The 22,507-nt window shown below is 43.3% G+C and carries 20 protein-coding genes; 17 read left to right on the top strand and 3 right to left on the bottom strand.

All coding sequences use genetic code 11. The annotated features are described in order from the left end of the window. Positions 1 to 560 precede the first annotated feature (560 nt). The 5 genes from V7R42_RS04115 to V7R42_RS04095 all read left to right on the top strand — a co-directional run bounded on the left by V7R42_RS04115 (position 561) and on the right by V7R42_RS04095 (position 6,481). Complete coding sequence (locus V7R42_RS04115) at positions 561 to 1,526, top strand: flagellin N-terminal helical domain-containing protein (protein ID WP_334018932.1); 966 nt, start codon at positions 561 to 563, stop codon at positions 1,524 to 1,526. 159 nt (positions 1,527 to 1,685) lie between these two features. Continuing rightward, positions 1,686 to 2,165, top strand: a complete 480-nt coding sequence (locus tag V7R42_RS04110) for a flagellar protein FlaG (protein ID WP_334018931.1) — start codon at positions 1,686 to 1,688, stop codon at positions 2,163 to 2,165. 23 nt (positions 2,166 to 2,188) lie between these two features. After that, complete coding sequence (gene fliD, locus V7R42_RS04105; protein ID WP_334018930.1) at positions 2,189 to 3,601, top strand: flagellar filament capping protein FliD; 1,413 nt, start codon at positions 2,189 to 2,191, stop codon at positions 3,599 to 3,601. Between the two features lie 449 nt (positions 3,602 to 4,050). Next, positions 4,051 to 4,350, top strand: coding sequence for a hypothetical protein (locus V7R42_RS04100; RefSeq protein WP_334018929.1), 300 nt, complete (start codon positions 4,051 to 4,053; stop codon positions 4,348 to 4,350). A gap of 13 nt (positions 4,351 to 4,363) precedes the next feature. After that, positions 4,364 to 6,481: a motility associated factor glycosyltransferase family protein gene (locus tag V7R42_RS04095; protein WP_334018928.1), complete on the top strand. Its 2,118-nt coding sequence runs from the start codon at positions 4,364 to 4,366 to the stop codon at positions 6,479 to 6,481. Positions 6,482 to 6,600: 119 nt separating this feature from the next. Here the strand turns inward: V7R42_RS04095 and V7R42_RS04090 are convergent, their stop codons facing one another. From V7R42_RS04090 to hisF, 3 genes are read right to left on the bottom strand one after another with little or no spacing between them, the layout of a single operon-like run. Then, positions 6,601 to 7,815 carry an N-acetyl sugar amidotransferase gene (locus V7R42_RS04090; RefSeq protein WP_334018927.1) on the bottom strand — a complete coding sequence of 405 codons (1,215 nt, stop codon included), beginning with the start codon at positions 7,813 to 7,815 and terminating at the stop codon, positions 6,601 to 6,603. Between the two features lie 14 nt (positions 7,816 to 7,829). Further along, positions 7,830 to 8,432 (bottom strand): imidazole glycerol phosphate synthase subunit HisH, encoded by a 603-nt coding sequence (hisH, locus tag V7R42_RS04085; protein ID WP_334018926.1) that lies wholly within the window; start codon positions 8,430 to 8,432, stop codon positions 7,830 to 7,832. A gap of 2 nt (positions 8,433 to 8,434) precedes the next feature. After that, on the bottom strand, positions 8,435 to 9,187 hold the full coding sequence (gene hisF, locus V7R42_RS04080) for an imidazole glycerol phosphate synthase subunit HisF (RefSeq protein ID WP_334018925.1): 753 nt from the start codon (positions 9,185 to 9,187) through the stop codon (positions 8,435 to 8,437). Positions 9,188 to 9,742: 555 nt separating this feature from the next. On the opposite strand from hisF, the gene V7R42_RS04075 reads away from it, so the two are divergent. From V7R42_RS04075 to V7R42_RS04020, 12 genes are all read left to right on the top strand, one after another. After that, entirely contained in the window at positions 9,743 to 10,933 is a 1,191-nt protein-coding gene (locus V7R42_RS04075) for a UDP-N-acetylglucosamine 4,6-dehydratase (RefSeq protein WP_334018924.1), read from the top strand. Between the two features lie 15 nt (positions 10,934 to 10,948). Beyond that, positions 10,949 to 12,097, top strand: a complete 1,149-nt coding sequence (locus V7R42_RS04070) for a LegC family aminotransferase (protein WP_334018923.1) — start codon at positions 10,949 to 10,951, stop codon at positions 12,095 to 12,097. Between the two features lie 15 nt (positions 12,098 to 12,112). Continuing rightward, positions 12,113 to 13,291 carry a UDP-N-acetylglucosamine 2-epimerase gene (gene neuC / locus V7R42_RS04065; RefSeq protein ID WP_334018922.1) on the top strand — a complete coding sequence of 393 codons (1,179 nt, stop codon included), beginning with the start codon at positions 12,113 to 12,115 and terminating at the stop codon, positions 13,289 to 13,291. A gap of 6 nt (positions 13,292 to 13,297) precedes the next feature. Continuing rightward, on the top strand, positions 13,298 to 14,371 hold the full coding sequence (gene neuB / locus V7R42_RS04060) for an N-acetylneuraminate synthase (protein ID WP_334018921.1): 1,074 nt from the start codon (positions 13,298 to 13,300) through the stop codon (positions 14,369 to 14,371). Further along, a complete protein-coding gene (locus tag V7R42_RS04055) occupies positions 14,361 to 15,068 on the top strand; it encodes an acetyltransferase (RefSeq protein WP_334018920.1) in 708 nt (235 codons plus the stop codon). The genes neuB and V7R42_RS04055 overlap by 11 nt, the downstream gene beginning before the upstream one ends. Next, positions 15,065 to 16,126, top strand: a complete 1,062-nt coding sequence (locus tag V7R42_RS04050) for a nucleotidyltransferase family protein (protein WP_334018919.1) — start codon at positions 15,065 to 15,067, stop codon at positions 16,124 to 16,126. Before V7R42_RS04055 ends, V7R42_RS04050 begins: the two co-directional genes overlap by 4 nt. Beyond that, complete coding sequence (locus V7R42_RS04045) at positions 16,126 to 17,118, top strand: Gfo/Idh/MocA family protein (protein WP_334018918.1); 993 nt, start codon at positions 16,126 to 16,128, stop codon at positions 17,116 to 17,118. Before V7R42_RS04050 ends, V7R42_RS04045 begins: the two co-directional genes overlap by 1 nt. Positions 17,119 to 17,127: 9 nt before the next feature. Further along, positions 17,128 to 17,817, top strand: a complete 690-nt coding sequence (locus tag V7R42_RS04040) for an acylneuraminate cytidylyltransferase family protein (RefSeq protein ID WP_334018917.1) — start codon at positions 17,128 to 17,130, stop codon at positions 17,815 to 17,817. After that, positions 17,817 to 18,587 (top strand): oxidoreductase, encoded by a 771-nt coding sequence (locus tag V7R42_RS04035; RefSeq protein WP_334018916.1) that lies wholly within the window; start codon positions 17,817 to 17,819, stop codon positions 18,585 to 18,587. The genes V7R42_RS04040 and V7R42_RS04035 overlap by 1 nt, the downstream gene beginning before the upstream one ends. Positions 18,588 to 18,749: 162 nt before the next feature. After that, positions 18,750 to 19,550 (top strand): flagellin, encoded by an 801-nt coding sequence (locus V7R42_RS04030; RefSeq protein ID WP_334018915.1) that lies wholly within the window; start codon positions 18,750 to 18,752, stop codon positions 19,548 to 19,550. Between the two features lie 204 nt (positions 19,551 to 19,754). Further along, positions 19,755 to 21,218: a sigma-54 dependent transcriptional regulator gene (locus V7R42_RS04025; RefSeq protein WP_334018914.1), complete on the top strand. Its 1,464-nt coding sequence runs from the start codon at positions 19,755 to 19,757 to the stop codon at positions 21,216 to 21,218. Between the two features lie 135 nt (positions 21,219 to 21,353). Then, the gene (locus tag V7R42_RS04020; protein ID WP_334018913.1) at positions 21,354 to 22,496 is read left to right on the top strand and encodes a sensor histidine kinase; all 1,143 of its coding nucleotides are present in this window, start codon (positions 21,354 to 21,356) and stop codon (positions 22,494 to 22,496) included. Positions 22,497 to 22,507: the final 11 nt, after the last annotated feature.

Here is a 22,507-nt window from a genome sequence, read left to right as displayed (position 1 = left end):
ATCTCAGACGATATTATCGCAAGCAAACCAGCGTCCACAGGCGGCATTAAGTCTACTTCAAGGCTAAATAAAAACTCCCCCCTTCCTATAAAACTCCCATTATATATGGGAGTTTTTTATTAGCATTGCCAGTAATTGAGCGCTTCTTCTCTTATTCTATATTTCGCAAAAACAACGTTTTAATCGATGGTTGTGGCTTTAGTCATCCGGACTAACTCTAAATTTACTGCGCATTATGTCAGCGTATCAACACGACGGACATACGGCGCATTTATCTTCTTTCTCATTTTACTTTCAAACTGTCGCTATTAGCATAAAACGCAATATCAAATAACTACATTTCGTACTCAGTAAAAAAATTATCAAATTAAACATCATTAAATTCATATGGTTAGGTTTTTTTTCGAAAAAATATCAAAAAAAAACTAAAGCCTACGGAAATGGGGTCGATAACCAGATCAGGCATACTATAACCTTTAGTTTGCTGATTTTGCTTTGAGGAGTTGCTTAGGGGTAGGTAGCTGACTCGGGTGTTATAAAATAATAAAGCGGAGGCTACTATGGCTTTGTATGTAAACACTAATATAAGTTCGTTGAATGCACAGCGTCAGTTGATGAACTCTGGAAATAATCTCGATCAAGCCTTCGAGCGTCTGTCGTCTGGTTTTCGAATTAACAGTGCATCAGATGATGCTGCGGGCATGCAGATTTCAAACCGTCTTGAAGGCCAAATCAATGGTTTGAACCAGGGGATCAGAAACGCTAACGACGGCATATCTCTAGCGCAGACTGCGGAAGGCGCGATGAACGAAGTAACCAATATGTTTCAGCGTGTACGTACGCTAGCATCTCAGGCTACTAATGGTTCAAACACCGATGAAGACCGTTTAGCGCTTCAAGAAGAAATGCGTGCGCTAATGACAGAGGTTAACCGTATTGCTGAAGATACGACTTTCGGTGGACAGAGTTTATTAAACGGAACCTATGAAGCGAATTTCCAAGTCGGCGCCGATGCGGTACAAACCATTGGGTTCAGTATGCAAAATGTTGGCGGTACGGCGAATTCATTATCGGCAAACGGTGGTTTTACATTATCTGGTATTGCGGCAATCGCCAGTGCAGTAACTGGAGAAACACTTGCTTCAAATTTGGAAGGATTAAGTGATAATTCAACAGGTACCACTGTTGCAGCAGATTACTCGTTTTCTGACGTATTCCAAGCAACATCAATTAGCGTATCGACACAAGCTGGCGCGCAGGCTGTGCTTGCTGGTATGGATAACTTGATTGCTGTTGTAGATAAAAAGCGAGCGGAATTGGGTGCTGTGCAAAACCGCTTCCAATCATCCATCAACAACCAAGCAAATATTTCTGAAAATCTATCAGCAGCAAAATCACGTATCAAAGATGCAGACTTTGCTGCTGAGACAGCGAAGCTAACGCAAAATCAGATTTTGCAACAGGCATCTCAGTCAATCCTTGCACAGGCAAACCAGCGTCCTCAGTTGGCTTTGAGCCTTCTATAATCGTTGGTTATTAATTTGAGCTTTGCACTGATTTGTTGCAAAGCTCAAGTTAAGTTATTTGGACTATACTTTATGTCTAGTCTTTATGTTAGTTAATCAAACTATTGATCTTTCACATAGGAGGTTGGTCGTAGATGGTTAACTTTCTAGGAGGTTTATATGTCTGTAACTAATGTTTCAGAATCGAGTAGCTATAGCGCTCCATTAAAAGAGACGCCGCGTACTCTTGATGCTGGGAATAATAGTCAGGGAAGCGAAGCTAAAATATCGACGCAGGTTTTGACGCAAACTACTTCTGCTGAATCACAAAAACAGGCAGAAAAACCTGGCCTAGAGACAGGGGATGTTGTAGAAACGTCAACGATAGACAACCAGACGATTGTAAAACAGTTAGAAGCGGTTAATGAGCAGCTTTCGCTGCAGTCAAAAAACCTCGTTTTTGAATTCGATGATATTAACGACCCACCTATTGTTAAGGTAGTCGATAGTGAAAGTGGTGAAATTATTCGTGAAATACCTTCAAAGGAGCTGAGAAAGATTGCTCAAGTGTTAAACGATATTGCCGATAATATAAATGGTAAGCCGGGTAATGTGTCGAATCAATTTTCATCTGGTATACTCATTAATGCTGAACTTTAATACTTAAGCCTCGAGAGGTACATATGACAATCACGAATGCAGGTGTTGGATCGGGTTTAGACTTGGAAGCGATCATTTCAGCGACCATACAAGCGTCTAACCAGCCTAAATTGCAAAAATTCTCGGAAAGAGAATCGGAATTGTCTGTGCAACTTACCAGTATCGGCGCCATTAAGTCGGTAATGAGTAAGCTTCAAGATGTTTTTGAAGGCCTCTCGGACCCTGAAGAGTTCAATAAACGAACCGCGAACGTACGTCAGCCTGATAGTGCTTCTTCGCTAGGAGATCTCGTCTCAGTATCCGCTGATAACACAGCGACTACCGGTTCGTTTGATATTAGTGTGTCTCAGCTTGCACAAGGTAGCCGAGCGAAATCTGACCCTGCCAGCACGTTTACTTCTGCCGATGAAGTGATTACATCTAGCGCCAGTACTTTGACGTTTTCAGCGGGCGCAAACTCTTTTGATATCGATATTGAAGCGGGCGCTACTCTCGAAGATATTCGCCAAGCAATCAACGACGCGAGCGGTAGCTTCGGGGTTTCTGCCAACATCATCAATACAGGTTCTGAGAGTTTGTTAGTGATAGAATCATTCGAAGCTGGTGCAGGAAATGATCTTGTTATCACTAATAACAACGCAGAGCTAGACAGGTTGTCGACCGTCGCGAACGGCGGTGGTGCGGGTGGGATGACCATCGCAGCTGAAGATGTGGCGCAAGACGCTATTATAGAAGTGGATGGTATTCAGATTACCAATTCGAGCAACGTGTTTAGCGATGCTGTTCAAGGTTTGAGCATTACCGCTCGGCGAGTGAGTGAATCTGGCGAAGTGGCCAACGCCGACGTTAATTTTGATAGAGAAGGCGTGACGACCAAGATTGATGAGTTCATCGCTGCTTTTAATAATACTATCGATATGATTAGCCAACAGTCTACTTTGGTATCGTCTCCCTTGTTTGGCGACGCCACTGTACGTTCAATTAAGAACCAGCTGACTAACGCATTGACTAATCAAATATCCGGCGCGGGCAGTTTCGAGACTATTTTTGATATTGGCCTGTCGTTAAATGAAAGTGGAAAACTTGAAAAACAAAATGTGGTGAGAAGCGTCGAAGAAGCGCTGGATGAAGACTTCGCTAATGTTGGTAAATTGTTCACTAACACTGATGGCCTGGCCAACACCTTCGGTAAAATTCTCGAAAATTATGTCGACAGTAGTGGTATTCTTAAGCAGCGCGAAGACTCCATAAACGTTCAACAGGATGAGTTAGAAGACGATGTGGCAAACCATCAATATCGCATGGAGCGTCTAGAAGCGAGTCTTCGAGATAAATACGCGTCTCTCGATACATTGATTGCGTCAATGAGAAGCTCTGGCGATTATCTAATGGGTCAATTGGCATCGCTTCCAGGCTTTACTAGAGACAGTGGTTAAGCCAATATTTTCCACAATTAAGTAAATTGAATTAGCTAAACAGTCAACGTTTCATTAGTAAAAACAATCGTTTTGGCCGATGAGGCTCATTGGCTAAACGCTTAGGTCTTGAGATGTGCTGCACTGATATTTTTTTGATGCGCTATTTCGAAAATACGCTACTGTGCTTTGAACCATTTGTAGGCCGCCTTTCTAGCGCTCAGATTTTACTAGACCTTAAGGTAGTGATGTACCACACCTAACTTTTACCTCATTACAGCCTCGTGTATTGCAGCGCTTCGCAATGTTCAAAATCTCTCAAAATGAAAACATTATGGCATTTATCCTGCTAATATAAGTAAGATAATTACGTAGGTGGGTGCTGAACTGTTCATTCAGTAAATAGCACGTAGCTCAAAAATATTGTAATCCACGATAAATTATTATCGCATTGAAATGGTGAAACCATCTTGTTAACTGAAAACCCGTTACAACACATTAAAACTCTGGTCGATACGCTTTCTGCGTTGATCGAAAAAGAAAACTATAAAGAGGGCAATGATGTCATCGGTGAATTGGACACCGCATTACGCGCTTTGAGTAGAGATGAGTTGGTTACATTAAGCGATAACGACAGAACCTATCTTTATCGTGTGGCGCAATGGTTGACTGACGAAGACAGTCAAATGAAGGAGCGGAGTAAAGTACTCGTTGATATCATTTCTCCTTTTAATAAAAAGAGTGCATTGAAATCCACCAAACACTATTAGGGCTCGATTACCGATGGATAAAATAGAAGACACACTCAAGCAAATTGAAGCCAAAATTGAAGATATTAGAAGTCAAAAGCGACGTCAAATGCGTTTTGACAAAGCGGCTAAACAACTATTTGCAAAGAACCTTGAAGCCTTTAAAGAATATTTTCCAAAACTTCATTCACAAATAGAAAAATTCGAACCCAGAGAAGACTTTAATGTAATAGTAAGTCCTTCGGGACATGGCAACTTTGTTCCATCTGGCAGCCGAATTCCGTTGTATGGTGACAATCCACTTGAGCAATCAGAAGAGCAAGTCAAAAAATACACAGAGTCCGCCTCTTTTGGTCGTTCAGAACTGTATAAAACCGTTAATGAAGGCACAAAATCAGATACTCGCCTTCATGTTAGGTATATGGTTGACCTAGCGCAGAACTTTATTGATGCTAATCTGACACACGAAGAAAAGCTCTCTTCGTTACCTGAGCATTATCCAACCTGTATGATGTTCGGAGTCGGCCTAGGTTATGCGATATCTATATTAGTTGAGCGCTATTCATTTGACTATATTTTCATTTGTGAGCCTGATTTCGAAACGTTCTATGCCAGCCTTTTCTGTACAGATTGGGTATCTATATTAGAAAAATCAGATGTTCAAAGTGGTTGTTTATTTCTTCAAGTCGGCGTGACTTACGAAACATTCTTTGACGAGCTAAAGTACATCGTTGACAACTTTGGCCCTTCTTCGCTTATTAGCAGCTTCTGTTATCAGCATACACCTGGTGAAGATGTGAATGCGCTTATTGAAGAGTTTTTCGAGCATTTTAGTTTATTACAGCTGGGCTATGGTTTTTACAACGACGCAGTAACAGGATTGGCGCACACGATTGAAAATGTGAACGATAATCATTGTCCGGTTCTTCTTCCTGATGAATCCAAAAAGTCTAAAAACAAAGACCTTACCGCTTACGTGGTAGCCAATGGTCCTTCTTTAGATGAAGCTATCGACGTGCTAAAAGAGAACCAGGACAATGTGATTATCTTTGCCGCAGGCACCGCCTTAAACACCTTGATTAAAATAGGGATCAAACCTGACTTCCATGTTTTGGTAGAGCGTCCAAAAACCACATACGATTATCTTGTAGAAACTATAGATTTAAAGAAACTTGAAGAGCTAAATTTGTTGGCCGTTGACGTCATGTATCCCGAAGTACCACCGCTTTACAAATGGTCTGGTATAAGCTTAAAGGGGCCAGAGGCAGGTTCTTTATTATCTCAAAGCACATTTTATGCGACTCACGGTAAAATTTTGCCTGCGCTTCCGCAAAGTGGTCCTTTGGTCGCAAACACAGCGTTATCGTTTGCCGCGTCTTTTGGCTTTGGTGAGATATATATGTTTGGCGTAGATAATGGATATCCAATTTCAGGCCCGACACACTCCAAATTTAGTATATACAACGAAGAAGACCACAATAAAGCATTTACCATCAACACTGATGGCGCTACCCACCGACTTGAAGGTAATCTGGGCGGAGAGGTGAGAGCGCTGAGTTTAATGGTTCAAGCCAAACAGCAGATGGAATCACTCATAAAAAGTACGCCTAAGATCCAGTACTATAATGTGGGAGCCGGAGCAAAAGTGAACAAAGCTACGCCTTTAAAGGCAGAAGACGTACTTTGTATACCTTTAAACGGTGATAAAAAAAACATAGTAGAAGAAATAAAAACAGACTTTTTTACTGAAATGCATTTTCCCAATGCCAAGGAATTGGTGGGTATAGAAGAGTTCGAATCTTTGTGCGATTACTTACTTGAAATAGCTGACAGACCTTATAGTACAAGAAAGGAAGCGTCAGACTTACTAAAAGCTCAATCGCGGGTAGTGTATGCCTATCGTGGAAGAAAGTACGGGCACCTTTACCATGTCATGAAAGGAAGCATGCTGTACTTCCATTGTCCATTAATCAGCCTCTTATATCTTTACGCTGATGAACAAAAAACCTTGAAGTGGTTTGCACCATCGCTGCAGATATGGAAGAACTATATCAAAGCCATGAAAAAAGACTATCGTAACGCTTGGAACAAGCGGTGCGACTTCTCGCTTGAAATGGAAACGGCGCAACGGCAGTTAAATGGTGAAATATAGCACTAGAAACTCATAAGTTCTTATATCGCTTGAGATCACAAAAAGGCAGTCCTAGTAGACTGCCTTTTTAATAAGTCGGTTTGAGTGACGATTATATGAAAACGGAACCGTTTATGTTGTTAATTGACAGTCCAAATTGGTTGGGTCAATTCCCATTTTCCGTTAACCTTTTTCCATAAGTGAGGGCTTCTGAATTTTTCTATTACATCGTGGTAACGCTGTAAAGAAATGCCCATATAGTCACAACAGTCATGGATATATTGCTCCGGGAACTCTCCATCAAACCGTTTCACTAGTGCAATACCTTCTTCACGTGTTATGTCGCCGTTGCGAATTTCTTGCGCGGTATCATAGGTTGCTCTTCCAATACCAAATTTGATAGTGGTCGTGTGATAGTGAAGCCAGTCTACTTTGTCGTCGAGTGAACTGTATTTACTGAAGCTACCCTCTGTCCTATGAAAATTGGGTTCGAAATCTGAGTTTTCGACTGAATAGTAATAGGCTTCTTGCGGATGCCATTTTACGTAGTAACCCAAGTAATGAACTTCTGTACCCGTCTTTTCAATTGCTTCAGGTTTGACAGGGAAGTACGCTTCTAAATCAGATAGTTTAAAGCCATAGTCGTTAAGCAAATCGATTGCTGGAATTCCCCCTAACACTAAATCGCTAATGGCGTCTTTCGACGTAAAATACCTAGAGTCACGGGTGGGCTTTTCATTGTCTTCGATGGCGTTCCCGTATTCGGCTTCATTTTCGCCAAAAATAACCAAGGGGATATCAAGTAAAACAGATAACCTAGGTGCCAGATTTTTTTGACCTAATATAAAAGGCTGAAAAGGATGTCCAAGATTCTCGAACGCTGATTTAGTCAAAAAACGATGCAGTTTACGATTTTGGTTGTAGGTATAGTTGGCAAACCCTGCGTTGAGCCAAGCATCGAAGTTCTGTCTACCAATTTTGGTGTAAATGGCGGGGGGCCAAGTCACCAAGATAGGATTCATGTTGTATTTGTATTTTAACAAGTGTGCCGCTTGTATACTGTCTTTACCGCCACTGCCTGGCACCACTACATCATATCTTCCGTCGTTCCGACGAAATCTATTGCACAGTTCTTCGAGTTCGAGGTTGCGTTCGCTCCAATTAATTGTGCGCTTTTTCTCCGCGTAGCGGCAGGCTTCGCATACGCCTTCTTCATCAAAAGCGAGCGTTCGTTTCTTTTCATTGGCTTTTTGTTTAAATTCGACAGTAGAAGAGGGCCGCTGGTTGTTCATAGTACAACGTTTACAAAACTCTACTTTAAGCGGCAATCCGTATTTACCTGTTGTCTCGGACATCGTGCTCTCCGTCATTAATAATCGATAAAATTCTTGAAAATTTGAACACCCGCATCGCGGCTTTTTTCCGGGTGAAATTGCACCCCAAAAATGTCGTTTTTAGCGATAGCAGAAACAAACTGATGATTGTTGTAAGTAGTTAAACTCGCAATGTCCGTGTAATTGACGAGCTCGTAAGAATGCATAAAGTAGAATGACTCATTCTCCACACCCCTTAGAATTCTATTGTCTTCAACAACGTGAATTTTGTTGAAGCCCATATGAGGGACTTTACCTTCGCACAGCATAGGCTTTACTTCAGCGTCAAAAATGCTGAGACCTGTTGTTTTGCCGTGTTCAAACCCTATACGCGCCATAATTTGCATACCCAAACATATTCCCAGCGTAGGTTTGCGTTGAATTTGTTCTTGCAAGGGTTCAATTAAGCCATGAGTGTTGAGTTCTTGCATAGCGTCGTGAAACGCGCCTACGCCGGGAAGAATGATTTTATCTGCGCGGTCTAGCGCGCTAGCGTCTTGCACATCAATCCATTTCCCGCCAGCAAGGTTAATGCACTGCTTAATGCTAAAAGTATTACCCGCTCTTCCTGTATCGACTATCCCAATAATGTTAGCCATGCTTACACCTCCACTCCATGCTCTCTCAGAAATACGCGAATATCTTCGATGGTGTATTCGTCATAGTGCAATAAAGAGGCGATGGCTATTCCTCCGAGATTAGGAATTTGTGCAACGCTTAAGATATCTTCAAGCGAACCTGCACCGCTCGCAGCGACGACAGGGATATCTACCGAGTTAACCACTTGTTGTATTAATTCGAGGTCGAACCCTCGTCGTCTACCATCACAATCGACAGACTGTAATACAATTTCACCTGCGCCACGCTGTGCGGCTTCCTTCACCCAATCCAACACATCTTTGGAAGATCGAATACGACCGCAATCCGTGTAGCACTCCCAAGAACCCGAAGGTAATTTCTTTGCTTCTATATTTAGCACAACCGACTGCGCGCCAAAGGTCTGAGAAGCTTGATTGATAAGTTCAGGGTTACGTTGGACAGCCTCTGTATTGATAAGTACTTTGTCCGCGCCGGAATGAAAAAGGCTAGAAAAGTCATCTAAGTTTCGCACTCCTCCGCCTACACCTAGCGGTACCAGTACTTTCTCTGAAGACTCTTGAATGTGAGGAACTATCAGCTCTCTTTGGTACAGTGACGCAACGATATCAATGTAGATAATTTCATCTGCACCCTGTTTGTAATACTTGTGGGCTAATTCAGCGGGTTTACCAACTTTGCGTAAACCTTCGAAATGAACCGGCTTTACCACGTAAGGAGGCTTAACATCTAACTTCGCGATAATTCTTAGTGTCATTATATGTATCCGGATACCAATTTTATTAATTAATTCAGTAACAACAAAGGTATGTTGTATTCATCACTTAGCTTTTTCTCGCCTGTATTTTCTGTGCGTCCACTCTAGTGGCACAACCGATGAACGGCACTGTAAAACAATGGTGGGCAAGGTAACTTTTTACCTTTCGATTCTTTTTTATCGACATGCTTTAGCGTTAACTTTAGAAAAAAACGAGGGCTAGTTGATTTACGTTGTGCGTCTTCACAGTGCCGTGTCAGCTTATTTCTCTCTTCCCGCGCCACTCATACCTGCTATTTTTTTGCTGGCTTGAAAAGTTGTCTTGTGATTTGAATTCTCTCATTTAGCGTATCGTTTGTTATTCAAAAAACTAACGGTGCCTGGGTATTTTAACAAAGAACGCTAATTGGCCCATGCTTGTATCGCAAGGTATGCTAACGTAAATAGTTAAAGATAATTGATATTTTCTCGATAAATAGAGCAAAAGCAGCTAAAAAAATATTAATATCGCTGCAAAAATAACGTATTAACGCAAATTTCACAGGATCCCATGCCATGCTCGATTTTCTCTCTCTAATAGGCAGAGACCAAGCACTTTTCACCCAAGACATAGGGCATTATGAGACGCGGATGCGTGAGTTAATTTCACAATCGAAGTTTCTGGTATTGGGCGGGGCTGGGACAATAGGTCAAGCCGTTACCAAAGAACTATTTAAACGTCACCCTAAAAAACTTCATGTCGTGGATATTAGTGAAAATAATATGGTGGAGTTAGTGAGAGACATTCGTAGCTCGTTCGGATATATAGAGGGAGATTTTCAAACCTTTGCTATCGACATAGGGTCTCGCGAATATGACGCGTTTTTCGACATGGACGGGGATTTTGACTACGTACTGAATCTGTCAGCGCTTAAACATGTCCGAAGCGAAAAGGATCCCTACACGCTTATGCGGATGATTGATGTCAATATTCTGAACGTAGATAAAACCCTTAAGCAATCGATAGCTAAGGGCGTTAAGAAGTATTTTTGTGTTTCGACGGATAAAGCGGCAAACCCAGTCAATATGATGGGGGCCTCAAAGCGAATTATGGAAATGTTTCTAACGCGAAATAGTCAACATATCGATATTTCAACGGCCCGTTTTGCCAACGTTGCATTTTCCGACGGTTCACTGCTTCACGGCTTCAATCAGCGCATTGATAAAAAACAGCCTATAGTGGCGCCTACAGATATTAAACGGTATTTTATTTTGCCCGAGGAGTCCGGTGAACTATGTATAATGTCGTGTCTTTTTGGCAATAACAGAGATATCTTTTTTCCTAAACTTAGCGAAGCGCTGCACTTAATTTCATTTGCCGATATTGCAACGAAGTATCTTGCTGGAAAAGGCTATGAGCCTTATTTATGTGAAACAGAAGAAGAGGCTAGAACTTTGGCATTAACACTGCCCGAACAGGGGAAGTGGCCTTGCTTTTTTACGATGAGTGACACGACAGGGGAGAAAGATTTTGAAGAATTCTTCACTGAACAAGAAACGCTGGATATGGCGTGTTTTGATGGAATAGGTGTTATTAAAAGTCCATCGCACTTCGACCATCATTTACTTGACGCTTTTGAAAAAAGAGTGTGCGAAATGAAGCGAGCTAAACGCTGGTCAAAAAGCGAAATAGTCGGGTTATTTTCTTCAATGCTACCCAACTTTCAACACAAAGAAACAGGTAAACACCTAGATAGCAAGATGTAATAGGGCGTTAAAAGCATGACAAACAGCGTGGTTAAGTTTATTCGAGAACTATTTAAAACCGATGGATTTATTCCGTTACACGCACCTACGTTTCAAGGAAATGAAAATAGCTATGTGACAGAAACCATCAACAGCACCTTTGTCTCGAGCGTAGGAGAGTACGTTGATGAATTTGAAAGAAAGCTTGAACAATTCACCCATGCTGAAAAAGCGGTCGCGACGGTTAATGGTACATCAGCGTTACATACGAGCTTGTATCTCGCCGGCGTTTCTAGGGGCGACATGGTCATTACACAAGCGCTCACCTTTGTTGCGACATGTAACGTGATAACCCTCATGGGAGCAGAGCCCATATTTGTTGACGTGTCGCCAGTAAGTCTGGGTATGTGCCCGCAGGCGCTTGACGAATATTTGCTGACGTCAGCAAGATTGACGGAAACGGGCTGCGTTCATTTAGCCAGTGGTGAGCGTATAAAAGCGGTCGTGCCCATGCATACCTTCGGACATCCTGTAGACTTACATGCACTTCAGGATGTATGTAACAAATGGAACTTGGTGTTAATAGAAGATGCGGCAGAAAGTTTAGGATCGTTTTACCAAGGAAAGCACACCGGAACGATCGGTGAGTTTGGCGCATTGAGCTTCAATGGTAACAAAATCATCACAACAGGTGGCGGTGGTGCTGTGCTTTGCAAGCATAAAGAGGCTGGCGTAAGAGCTAAACATTTAACCACGCAAGCCAAGGTGCCTCATCCTTATGAGTTTTATCACGACGAAGCCGCCTTTAACTATAGAATGCCTAATATCAACGCAGCATTAGGCTGTGCTCAGCTAGAGCAGCTATCAGGTTTTTTAGCAAATAAACGTTCTTTGGCTGCGCATTACCAAGACTATTTCGACAACACCCCATTTAAATTTGTGAAGGAGCCAGGTTACGCTAAATCTAACTATTGGCTTAATGCTGTAATATGCCCAGATATCGCAACGCGTAATGAATTATTAAAATCAACGAACGACGAGGGTGTTATGACAAGGCCCGTATGGCAACTGATGCACCGTCTTCCCATGTTTGCAGATGCTGATAGGGGAGAGCTCAGCTATTCAGAATATCTTGAAGCGCATCTGGTCAACTTGCCCAGTTCCCCTGTCGCGCATTTTAGTTAAGTCGGTGGTAGATTAATGAAGCAATCGAACAAGAAAGTTGCCGTTTTTACCGGAACACGGGCTGAATACGGGTTGCTGTACTGGCTGCTTAAGGGTATAGACAGCGATCCAGGGATGACTCTGCAGTTGTTGGTATCGGGGGCGCACTTGTCTCCTCGTTTTGGTATGACGTACAAGCAGATTGAGCAAGATGGGTTCCACATTGCAGCAAAAGTAGAGATGTTGCTCGCTTCAGATAGTGCTATAGGAACAGCGAAAAGTATAGGTCTAGGCGTATTAGGGTTTGCTGACGAGTTAGCGCGTTTACAACCCGATGTTATTGTTATTTTAGGTGACCGATTTGAAGCGCTGGCTGCTGCACAGACCGCGTTGATCCTTAGAATACCTATTATTCACCTTCACGGCGGTGAAATTACAGAAGGGGCTTACGACGATAGTATCCGACACGCTATCACTAAAATGAGCTATCTTCACGGCGTGTCGACAGATGAACACCGAGACAGGGTAATTCAGTTAGGTGAATCGCCTGAGCGTGTGGTAAATATTGGCGCTATTGGTCTGGATCATTTGTCTAAATCGACCATGATGTCATTATCCCAACTGGAGAGTTCACTCAATTTTTCCTTGAATAAAGACTTTTTCATCGTCACTTATCACCCAGAAACACTGGCAAACGAATCTCCCGACATTGCTTTTCAATCGTTGCTTGACGCCCTAGACGCCTTTCCAGAGTATCAAGTGATAATCACTTATCCCAATGCTGATGACGGGGGCAGTGAAGTCATTCGCTTAATAGAAGAGTACTCTGCCACTAATACGGAACGGGTGCTGGCAACCCCGTCGCTAGGTCATATACGTTACTTAAGTGCGGTGAAGCACTGTGCAGCGGTCATTGGAAACTCTTCCAGTGGTATTATTGAGGTCCCGTCCTTTGGCGTGCCTACGATAAATATTGGAATGAGGCAAAAGGGCCGTATGTCGGCATCTAGCGTAATTCATTGTGACAGCTCACTGGCAAGTATTACCCAAGCGATTGAACTGGCAACTAGCCACAATTTCAAAGAAAAAGCCCGTGATACAGTAAACCCTTACGGAAAAGGTGACAGTAGTGCGAAGGTGATAGAAATGATAAAAAATCTCAATGTTGCAGCGCAAAAATCATTCTTTGACATAAACATTAGTGGGTATGAGTAACGTAAGATGACAGTGATAATAGCCGAAGCGGGGGTCAACCATAACGGGAAAGCAGATTTGGCTTTTGCGTTAATTGATGAAGCACACAAAGCGGGTGCGGATATTGTGAAGTTTCAAACCTTTAAGGCTGAAAATTTAGTAACCGGTGCCGCCCAACAGGCTCGGTATCAACAGGTCAATACGCAAAGGCCTGAATCACAACTAGCGATGTTAAAACGTTTAGAACTTACCTATGACACGCATCATCAGCTAATTGGGCATTGCCATTCGCTAGGTATTGGCTTCATGTCAACGGCTTTCGACCATGAAAGTTTGGTTTTTCTCACGCAGACGTTGGGGCTCACTACGCTCAAAATTGCGTCTGGTGAGCTGACCAACGCGCCGCTTTTGCTCGCTCATGCACGCACTGGGTGTAAACTCATAGTGTCTACAGGCATGGCAACGCTTGCAGACATTGAAAGCGCACTAGGTGTGATCGCTTTTGGGTGTATAGCAGAGCAGAACGCAGAGCCTTCAATGAAGGCATTTGAAATGGCTTATGCTTCAGCAGAAGGGCAACAAGCGCTTAAGGAAAAGGTGACCTTACTGCATTGCACTACGGAATATCCCGCGCCATTTGACGAAATTAATCTAAGGGCAATGGATACATTACACCGCGCATTTGATTTACCAGCGGGTTATTCCGATCACAGTGAAGGCATTGCTGTACCATTGGCAGCGGTGGCGAGAGGGGCACAGGTGATAGAAAAACACTTTACTCTCGATAAAAATCTACCAGGACCTGATCACAAGGCATCCTTAAATCCCGTTGAATTACAAACAATGGTTTCGGCAATTAGACAAATAGATGTGGCATTAGGCTCACCGATAAAATCACCTAGTGCTTCGGAATATAATAACAGAAAGGTAGCGAGAAAATGTTTGGTTGCTGCTTGTGATATTCCAAAAGGCACACAGTTTACCAGCAGCAATATGGCGGTTAAAAGGGCGGGAGAAGGTTTGTCTCCCTATGAATATTGGCGGGTTTTGGGAACAATGGCGAATCGACAATATACTAGCGGAGAGTGCATTGTTGACTAGCCACGCTTTATCCAATGACTCTGCTTTCAGTCACCACACACCGCCCATCGTTCTGATAGGGGGAGGCGGGCACGCAAGCGTTGTGGCAGAGATTTTGCTTCAACAAGGTAGAGAAATTGTAGCGGTAGTTACCCCTGACTCCATAGCAGAGCGTCCAGTATTTCAAGGTATTAAACACCTGTCCAGTGATACACAGGTAGCCAAATTTAAGCCTTCTGACGTGAAATTGGTTAATGGGGTAGGGATGTTACCTAGATCGACAATACGTCAAAAAATTAACGGGTACTTTCTGGCACTGGGATATCAATTTGACACAGTAATCGCGCCAAGTGCGGTTGTTTCACCTTACGCTACACTCAAACAAGGCACTCAGGTGCTGGCGGGGGCCATTGTGCAATCGGGGGCGTCAATTGGTGCCCACAGTATTATAAATTCAAAAGCCTTGATAGAGCACGATTGCGTTTTAGGTGAATACAATCATATTGCGCCTGGTGCTACGATGTGCGGACAAGTAAAAACAAAATGTAATGTCTTTGTAGGTGCAGGTGCCATTGTCACACCCAATATTGCTATTGGTGAAAATGCGATAGTTGGGGCTGGCTCCTGTATAACACGCTCAATTGATGCTGGCGTAATCACGCGTCCGGCAGCAACGACACTCGACATGGTTGAGGCTAAAGAAGGACGCAGAGGATGACTTATCACTGGCAGAAAACACTTATTTCTACTTCAAGTAGCATTAAGCACGCCATCAGCATTATCAATAGTGAGTCGTTAGGCGTCGCATTGGTAGTGGATGATAACAACATACTTAAAGGTATTATTACTGACGGCGATGTTCGAAGAGGATTGCTCAAGGAAGTGGCAATAACGGACAATGTTTCAACAGTAATGAACACTAATCCGTTCACCGCCTCACCCTCTATATCCGACAAGCAGTTGCTCAATCTGATGGAGTCTAATTGTATTATGGCGGTGCCAATCGTTGATGAAGAGCGAAAGGTGATCGGACTAAAAACCCTGCATGAAGCGATTCGGCAGAGAAAACTCAAAAATCCGGTATTTATCATGACGGGTGGGTTTGGTACCAGATTAAAGCCTCTTACTGATGACTGTCCTAAACCAATGTTGAAAATCGGCGATAAGCCAATTCTTGAGATTATAATTAAAAGTTTTATTAAATCGGGGTTTGAGAATTTTTATCTATCCACTCATTACATGCCTGATAAAATAAAAAAGTATTTTGGTAATGGTGAAAAGTTAGGTATTAACATTACCTACGTTCACGAAGAAACACCATTGGGCACGGGCGGAGCGTTAGGACTTCTTCCTGCTGATATCCCAGAAGATCTGCCATTGATCATGATGAATGGTGATGTACTGACAAAAGTTGACTTTCAACGTCTACTTGACTTTCACAATGACAATCATGCCGATGCCACCATGTGCGTGACGGAATACAACTATCAGGTTCCTTTTGGCGTTATAGAAAACGAAGGAAGCAAAGTAATAGGGATGAGTGAAAAACCAATTTACCGGTTTTTTGTCAATGCGGGGATTTACGTAGTTTCGCCGCAGATAATTAAATCAGTCCCCAAAAATCACAAGATTGATATGCCTTCGTTGCTTGATCAACATATGCAAAAAGATAAAAACGTAATGATGTTTCCCATTCATGAATATTGGTTAGACATTGGCAGAATAGATGACTTTAATCGCGCACAGACGGATATTAAAGTACTGGATTTGGATTGATGAGCAAACGTGTTGCGGTCATTGGGTTAGGAAGTATCGCTGAACGTCATCGCCGCAACATCAGGTTGCTGTGGCCCGAGTCTAAAATCTATGCGATTTCGTCAAGTGGTAGGCGCCCGCAGCCACCCATTCCACATTGCGATGAACTTATTTCTTGCGTTAACGACGTGCTCAAAAAGCCGATTGATATGGCTATCGTCGCGTCACCAGCCCCCTTTCATGCGCTTCACGCCATTGAGCTGATACAAGCGGGAATTCCTACACTAATAGAAAAGCCGCTAAGCACTAACTTAGAAGATGCTAATGCTATTCTAACATGTGCCTACGGAGCGAATAATCAAGTTGCGGTAGGCTATTGTTTACGCTTTTTGCCATCGGCCTTACTGATGAAATCACTTGTTGAAAAAAGAAAAGTAGGGCAGATTTTCAACGTTTTTATTGAGGTTGGTCAGTACCTGCCCGATTGGCGACCCAATAAGCATTACAAAGATACCGTATCGGCAAGCGCTGAGCTTGGTGGGGGAGCACTTTTTGAGTTGAGTCACGAGTTTGACTATTGTCAATGGATGTTTGGTGAGCTTTCACTACAACATGCTAGTTTGCGTAGTTCCCCACAATTAAAACTCGATGTAGAAGACATGGTCGACGTCGTCGCCACTTTGCCAAATGGAGCGTTGGTCAATATTCATTTAGACTTTCTGCAACGACAGGCCCACAGAACCTGCAGAGTGGTTGGTAGTGATGGTGTATTAAACTGGGATCTTATAAACAATTCCGTGACGTTTAGTGACAGTAACGGAAATGAGACAATTTACAACGACGCACACTGGGATAAAAATCAGATGTATACAAACATGTTAGCGCAATTTGCTACAGCGCCTATCCAAAACTATGGTTCTATGCTGTGTACGCCGGCGCAAGCGTTGAATACAGTGCGCTTCATTAACACAATAAAAAACAGCAATTACCTCCATTGCAATAACCAAAAGTGATCGTTTAAGTTGAAAAATTACGCGTTTATATTTGCCCGTGGCGGTTCGAAAGGGTTGCCAAGAAAAAATGTTAAAGCCCTAGCGGGAAAGCCTCTTATCGCTTATTCCATTGAGGTGGCTAAGCACTGTAATTTGATTGATACCGTATTTGTTTCCACTGACGATAGTGAGATTGCAAAGGTTGCTGCAACGTATGGTGCTGTCGTGATAGCACGACCAGCTGAATTGGCCACAGATACCAGCCCAGAATGGCTCTCCTGGCAGCACGCAACCAAGTGGGTTCAGGAAAACTATGGACATTTTGATGTGTTCGTAAGTCTACCGCCGACAAGTCCACTGCGGGAAGTGTGTGATATTTCTGCTGCGGTTGAAAAAATACAAGCCAAAGCCGGAGACATCTGCCTTTCTATTACGCCAGCGAGTCGTAATCCGTATTTTAATATGGTGACTTTGGCTGGCAATGGAATGGTCGAGCTCGTCAACAAACCCGACGCAAAAGTTGAACGTCGTCAGGATGCCCCACAGGTGTTTGATATCACCACGGTAGTATACGCGACCACGCCTCAATTTATATTGCACCATGACAACGTGTTTAGCGGTGCTGTTACCGCTATAGAAGTGCCCAAATCCAGGGCTGTCGACATCGACGATATTTACGATTTCAAACTGGCCGAAGCCATTATCGGGGAAAACTTATAGTGAATAGGTTACTGGAAAACAAAGTGGTCGTTGTTGCCGGAGCTGCGGGATTGCTCGGTAGTCGCGTTGTAGAACAACTTCTACAGTACGGTGCTCAAGTCATTGCTACAGATATTGATTGCGATCGAATTGAACAGCAGTTAAAAAAACTGGGCGTGGATACGGCAAGTACTGACATAAATGTCCAGACGTTAAATGTATTAGACAAACAAGCAGTAAGGACTTTTTTCCAGTCGCTTGATAGCCTGGACGGCGCAGTTAACTGTAGTTACCCCCGCAACAAAAATTATGGTGCACATTTTTACGATGTTGATCTCGACAGTTTTAATGACAATGTTGCGATGCATTTAGGCAGTGCATTCCTCTTAACTCAGCAATGTGCTGCGTATTTCGAGAAAAAACGTCAACCACTTTCGGTTGTCAATATGAGTTCTATTTACGGCGTTGTTGCGCCTAAATTTGATGTTTACAACGATACTTCGATGACAATGCCTGTTGAGTATGCTGCGATAAAATCAGCCATTCAACATATCTCTCGCTACGCCGCAGCTTATGTGGGCAATAGTCAGTTTCGGGTGAACTGTGTCAGTCCGGGGGGGATTTTAGATGGTCAGCCTTCAGAATTTGTTAGCGCTTATCAATCTCATACACACGGGAAAGGAATGTTAAATAGCAAAGATGTGATTGGTCCCATTGTGTACTTATTGTCTGATTTATCCAATCATATCACAGGACAAAATTTGGTCGTTGATGACGGATTTACCTTGTAGCCGCCTATTATCCGATATTTTTGAGCGTAGTAGGCGAAATGGTATTTTACTCATCAGTATGCGAAGGCATAACTGTATTAGAGGATCCAATACCAATAAAAACACACAATAATATCAATATCCGCTATACTTAACAGCGTGTTTTCGCTATGGGGAAACGGCATGTTAAAAATTGGTGCAGACTCGAGTAACGCGTTTATTCAGCAATCTCAGCAAAAACAAGAGAGTCTTTTTGAGAAACTAGCTTCGGGTAAGAAGGTCAATAGTGCAGCAGATGACGCCGCTGCGCTACAAATTATCGATCGGCTTACTTCTGAAGTCGAAGGAAATCGTCAGGCAATCAGTAACGTGTATGATGGTATTTCTCTTGCTCAGGTAGCCGAAGGCGGATTGGGAAGTATAACCAGTGACGTTGATAGGATTAGGGAGCTTACCTTACAGTCAGGCAGTGGGGCATTGACGGATATTGACCGCAGTGCTATTCAAGACGAAATTTCTCAATTACAAAGCAATATCAGTTCTACCATCGAACAAACCAATTTTGCCGGAAAGCCTTTACTTGCTCAAGACGGTGCTCTGTCTATTCAAGCCGGAGTAGGAGCGGTGCAAACCATTGACGTAGAAACGCAGGACATTGCAGCAAAAATTAGCGATGTTCTCGCGATAGATTTAACCGCTGGCACCAGTGTTGAGGATGCATTGAACGCGGCAGATACAGCTATTGAGACCATTGGTGGCGCCAGAGGAAATTTGGGTGCGACGCTAAACCGTTTTGAAAGTGCAGCGCAAAATCTAACGCAAGGAAGTATCAGTGCAGCGCAGTCCAGAAGTCGTTTACAAGATCTCGATTTCGCCCAAGCCTCTTCGGAGCTTGCCGCCAATGATGTCAGACAGCGAGCTGCTACAACAATACAGGCGCAATCAAACCAACGACAAGATCAAGTATTGGCTCTTTTAAGCTGATAGCATTCGGTAAACGACTGTGCGATCATTACACAAAATAGTTAGTTTGATTTTATGTTCTAAAAAATTAACCAAAAGAAGCAGGGTAACCTGCTTTTTTTATTGATACATTTCCGAAAACAGCGGTTGCGCTCCGACCATTTGTCGTTACAATTTGGAAATGCGCTAAACTGTAAATAATAACAAAGCGTTGTCGGGGAATTGATGAAGAACATTTTGCTGGTTAGTGACAACCAGGAACTTATTCAAAACTTGGAAACTATCGTTACCTTCATGGGAGAATCGTGTCAATCGCGAGGCTTTAGTGATTGCGAACGGTATTTGCAAGATAGTGGAGCTGATGCTGTTCTTATAGAGCATATTTCGCCACCCATAGTACGTGGTTTGGTTGAGAAGTTTCCTCACATACCATTTGTTGCGCTAGTTGAAAACAATAGCCAAGCATCAGCAGGTTGCAATCTCGTTAGTGTTATTGCAGCACCATTAACCTATCCCGTTTTGACGCAAGCTATCCATCGCTGCCAAGAATATTCAAGGCGCAAACCGAGTTTGTCTCGCACACCGGGAACAAAGACGCGACTTTTTAGAAGCCTTATTGGTAAAAGTGAACAAATACAAATAGTTCGCCGATTGGTTGAGCAAGTTGCGCCTACCGACGCCACGGTTTTAATATTAGGTGAATCCGGAACGGGTAAAGAGGTCGTTGCGCGTAACGTTCACTTCTTATCTGAACGTAAAGACGGCCCGTTTATACCGGTGAACTGTGGTGCAATTCCTGGTGAACTGCTGGAGAGTGAACTGTTTGGTCACGAAAAAGGGGCATTTACCGGCGCTATCAGCGCGCGAAAAGGACGCTTCGAGTTAGCGGAAGGCGGAACATTATTTCTGGATGAGATCGGCGATATGCCGCTTCAGATGCAAGTTAAATTATTGCGTGTATTACAAGAACGTACTTTCGAGCGCGTAGGCGGCAATAAACCCCTTCAATGCAATGTGCGTATTATTGCTGCAACCCACCGCAATTTAGAGACCATGATCAGCGAAGACAAGTTTCGCGAGGATTTGTATTACCGGCTTAATGTTTTCCCGATCGACAGCCCTGCGCTTAGACAAAGAAAAGACGATATTCCCTTGCTACTCCAAGAGTTAAACAGTCGTATTCAAGGCGATGGTGTGGAAGGCGTGCGTTTTACCGAGCAAGCGATTGCCTCGTTAATGGAGCATGAATGGGCGGGTAATGTTCGTGAGCTTTCTAACTTGGTCGAGCGATTAACTATCCTTTACCCTGGGCAAATTGTAGACATCGCCGATTTACCCGAAAAATATCAATATGGTGATGTACAGGCCTACGAGCCTGATTATCCAGAAGAGATACTTGAGCGTGAAGCATTCAATGCACTGTTTGCTGAAGCGGCCGCACATGAGACAGAAGATGATAATAGCGAACAAAACCATGGGGGATTAAACAGCATGGTTTCGTCGTCCCTACCAGAGGAAGGGGTCAACCTTAAAGAGTACCTTTCTGAGCTGGAAGTAAACCTCATTCGACAAGCGTTAGACAATCAAGATTGGGTGGTAGCGCGTGCTGCCGACAAACTTGGAATGCGTAGAACAACGCTTGTTGAGAAAATGCGGAAGTATGACATTCAGCGTACTGAAGAAGCGTAACGTCAGGGAATTGACGTTGCGCTACTTGCCAAATTTCACTCTATCTACTTGATTAATAATCCAATTATTAATTGGCACATCTTCTGCTTTATCTAAGTCATAGTTTAACAGCGTCTGCAATTTGACGAGGGCAATATGGCTTTTGATAGCACACCACAATCTGCTGAGTACTCAGCATCAAGTTTTGCGTTAGATAGTATCAATAACGCGATATCTCGTGATGAATACCATCCCTCGTGTAGCGGCGATATTGCGTCTTTGCGGTTGCAGGCGAGCCGACTTGAACATTTGCTTCAGGTTATGCCTGCGGGCGTTATTGTTATAGACGGTAAAGGAATTGTTCGCCAAGCCAATGAACAGGCAAAAGCGCTGTTAGGTGAGCCGCTGGAAGAAGAAGTATGGCGAAGTATTATCAGGCGCTCTTTCAAACCTAGAGCGGATGACGGCCACGAAGTATCGTTAGTAGATGGTCGCCGAGTGAAGCTTTCTATCACGCCGTTAGAAAAAGAGCCTGGTCAATTAATTGTTATAACCGACTTGACGGAAACCAGGCATCTGCAAGCGCGCGTGAGTCATATGCAGCGGCTTTCTTCTCTTGGCAAGATGGTGGCGTCCCTTGCCCACCAAATTCGTACACCTCTGTCTGCTGCTATGCTTTACGCATCAAATTTAACCCGTAAAGACTTAGGGAAAGAAGCGCATACTCAATTTGCGAGCAAATTAACTGACAGACTTAAAGAGCTAGAGAGTCAGGTTAACGACATGCTGCTTTTCGCGAAATCAGGAGAAGAGCAGGTGGTCAGCCAAATCAGCTTGAGTGAGTTGTTTACTTCTGTTGAAGGCAGTGCACAGACTATGACGGCTCAAGCGCAGCAGACACTAACGTTTAGCGGCTTCGATCAAAACGTATTTATTACCGGTAATCTTACTGCACTTCAAGGCGCGATATTAAACCTTATCCATAATGCAAGCCAAGTCACTCCAAAAGGGGAGTGCGTACATGTAGAAACGTCAGTATCGGATCAACGACTGCATTTGACTATTACTGATAAGGGCCCTGGCGTACCGGATAAGCTGACAAACAAAATTTTTGAACCGTTTTTCACGACCAAAACTCATGGCACTGGCCTTGGTCTTGCGGTCGTTAAATCGGTGGTAAATGCGCACAACGGTGTGCTTAGTGTATCGAATATGCCAGAAGGTGGAGCGTGCTTTAGCGTGTCTTTGCCGTGTGAGTTAAACGCTCAATCTTCACAATCATTGACTCATGTTGCGTAAGTCATAGGAGA

Source organism: Alteromonas sp. S015 (assembly GCF_036864485.1).
Taxonomy (GTDB): Bacteria; Pseudomonadota; Gammaproteobacteria; order Enterobacterales; family Alteromonadaceae; genus Alteromonas.
Note: the sequence above shows the minus strand (reverse complement) of the source record. Positions and strands in the feature narration are given on the sequence as shown.

Bases quoted from the DNA above. Each gene is read 5' to 3' on its own strand.
- V7R42_RS04115 (WP_334018932.1), top strand. From the start codon at position 561: ATGGCTTTGTATGTAAACACTAATATAAGTTCGTTGAATGCACAGCGT.
- V7R42_RS04110 (WP_334018931.1), top strand. From the start codon at position 1,686: ATGTCTGTAACTAATGTTTCAGAATCGAGTAGCTATAGCGCTCCATTA.
- fliD (WP_334018930.1), top strand. From the start codon at position 2,189: ATGACAATCACGAATGCAGGTGTTGGATCGGGTTTAGACTTGGAAGCG.
- V7R42_RS04095 (WP_334018928.1), top strand. From the start codon at position 4,364: ATGGATAAAATAGAAGACACACTCAAGCAAATTGAAGCCAAAATTGAA.
- V7R42_RS04090 (WP_334018927.1), bottom strand. From the start codon at position 7,815: ATGTCCGAGACAACAGGTAAATACGGATTGCCGCTTAAAGTAGAGTTT.
- hisH (WP_334018926.1), bottom strand. From the start codon at position 8,432: ATGGCTAACATTATTGGGATAGTCGATACAGGAAGAGCGGGTAATACT.
- hisF (WP_334018925.1), bottom strand. From the start codon at position 9,187: ATGACACTAAGAATTATCGCGAAGTTAGATGTTAAGCCTCCTTACGTG.
- V7R42_RS04075 (WP_334018924.1), top strand. From the start codon at position 9,743: ATGCTCGATTTTCTCTCTCTAATAGGCAGAGACCAAGCACTTTTCACC.
- V7R42_RS04070 (WP_334018923.1), top strand. From the start codon at position 10,949: ATGACAAACAGCGTGGTTAAGTTTATTCGAGAACTATTTAAAACCGAT.
- neuC (WP_334018922.1), top strand. From the start codon at position 12,113: ATGAAGCAATCGAACAAGAAAGTTGCCGTTTTTACCGGAACACGGGCT.
- neuB (WP_334018921.1), top strand. From the start codon at position 13,298: ATGACAGTGATAATAGCCGAAGCGGGGGTCAACCATAACGGGAAAGCA.
- V7R42_RS04050 (WP_334018919.1), top strand. From the start codon at position 15,065: ATGACTTATCACTGGCAGAAAACACTTATTTCTACTTCAAGTAGCATT.
- V7R42_RS04045 (WP_334018918.1), top strand. From the start codon at position 16,126: ATGAGCAAACGTGTTGCGGTCATTGGGTTAGGAAGTATCGCTGAACGT.
- V7R42_RS04030 (WP_334018915.1), top strand. From the start codon at position 18,750: ATGTTAAAAATTGGTGCAGACTCGAGTAACGCGTTTATTCAGCAATCT.
- V7R42_RS04025 (WP_334018914.1), top strand. From the start codon at position 19,755: ATGAAGAACATTTTGCTGGTTAGTGACAACCAGGAACTTATTCAAAAC.
- V7R42_RS04020 (WP_334018913.1), top strand. From the start codon at position 21,354: ATGGCTTTTGATAGCACACCACAATCTGCTGAGTACTCAGCATCAAGT.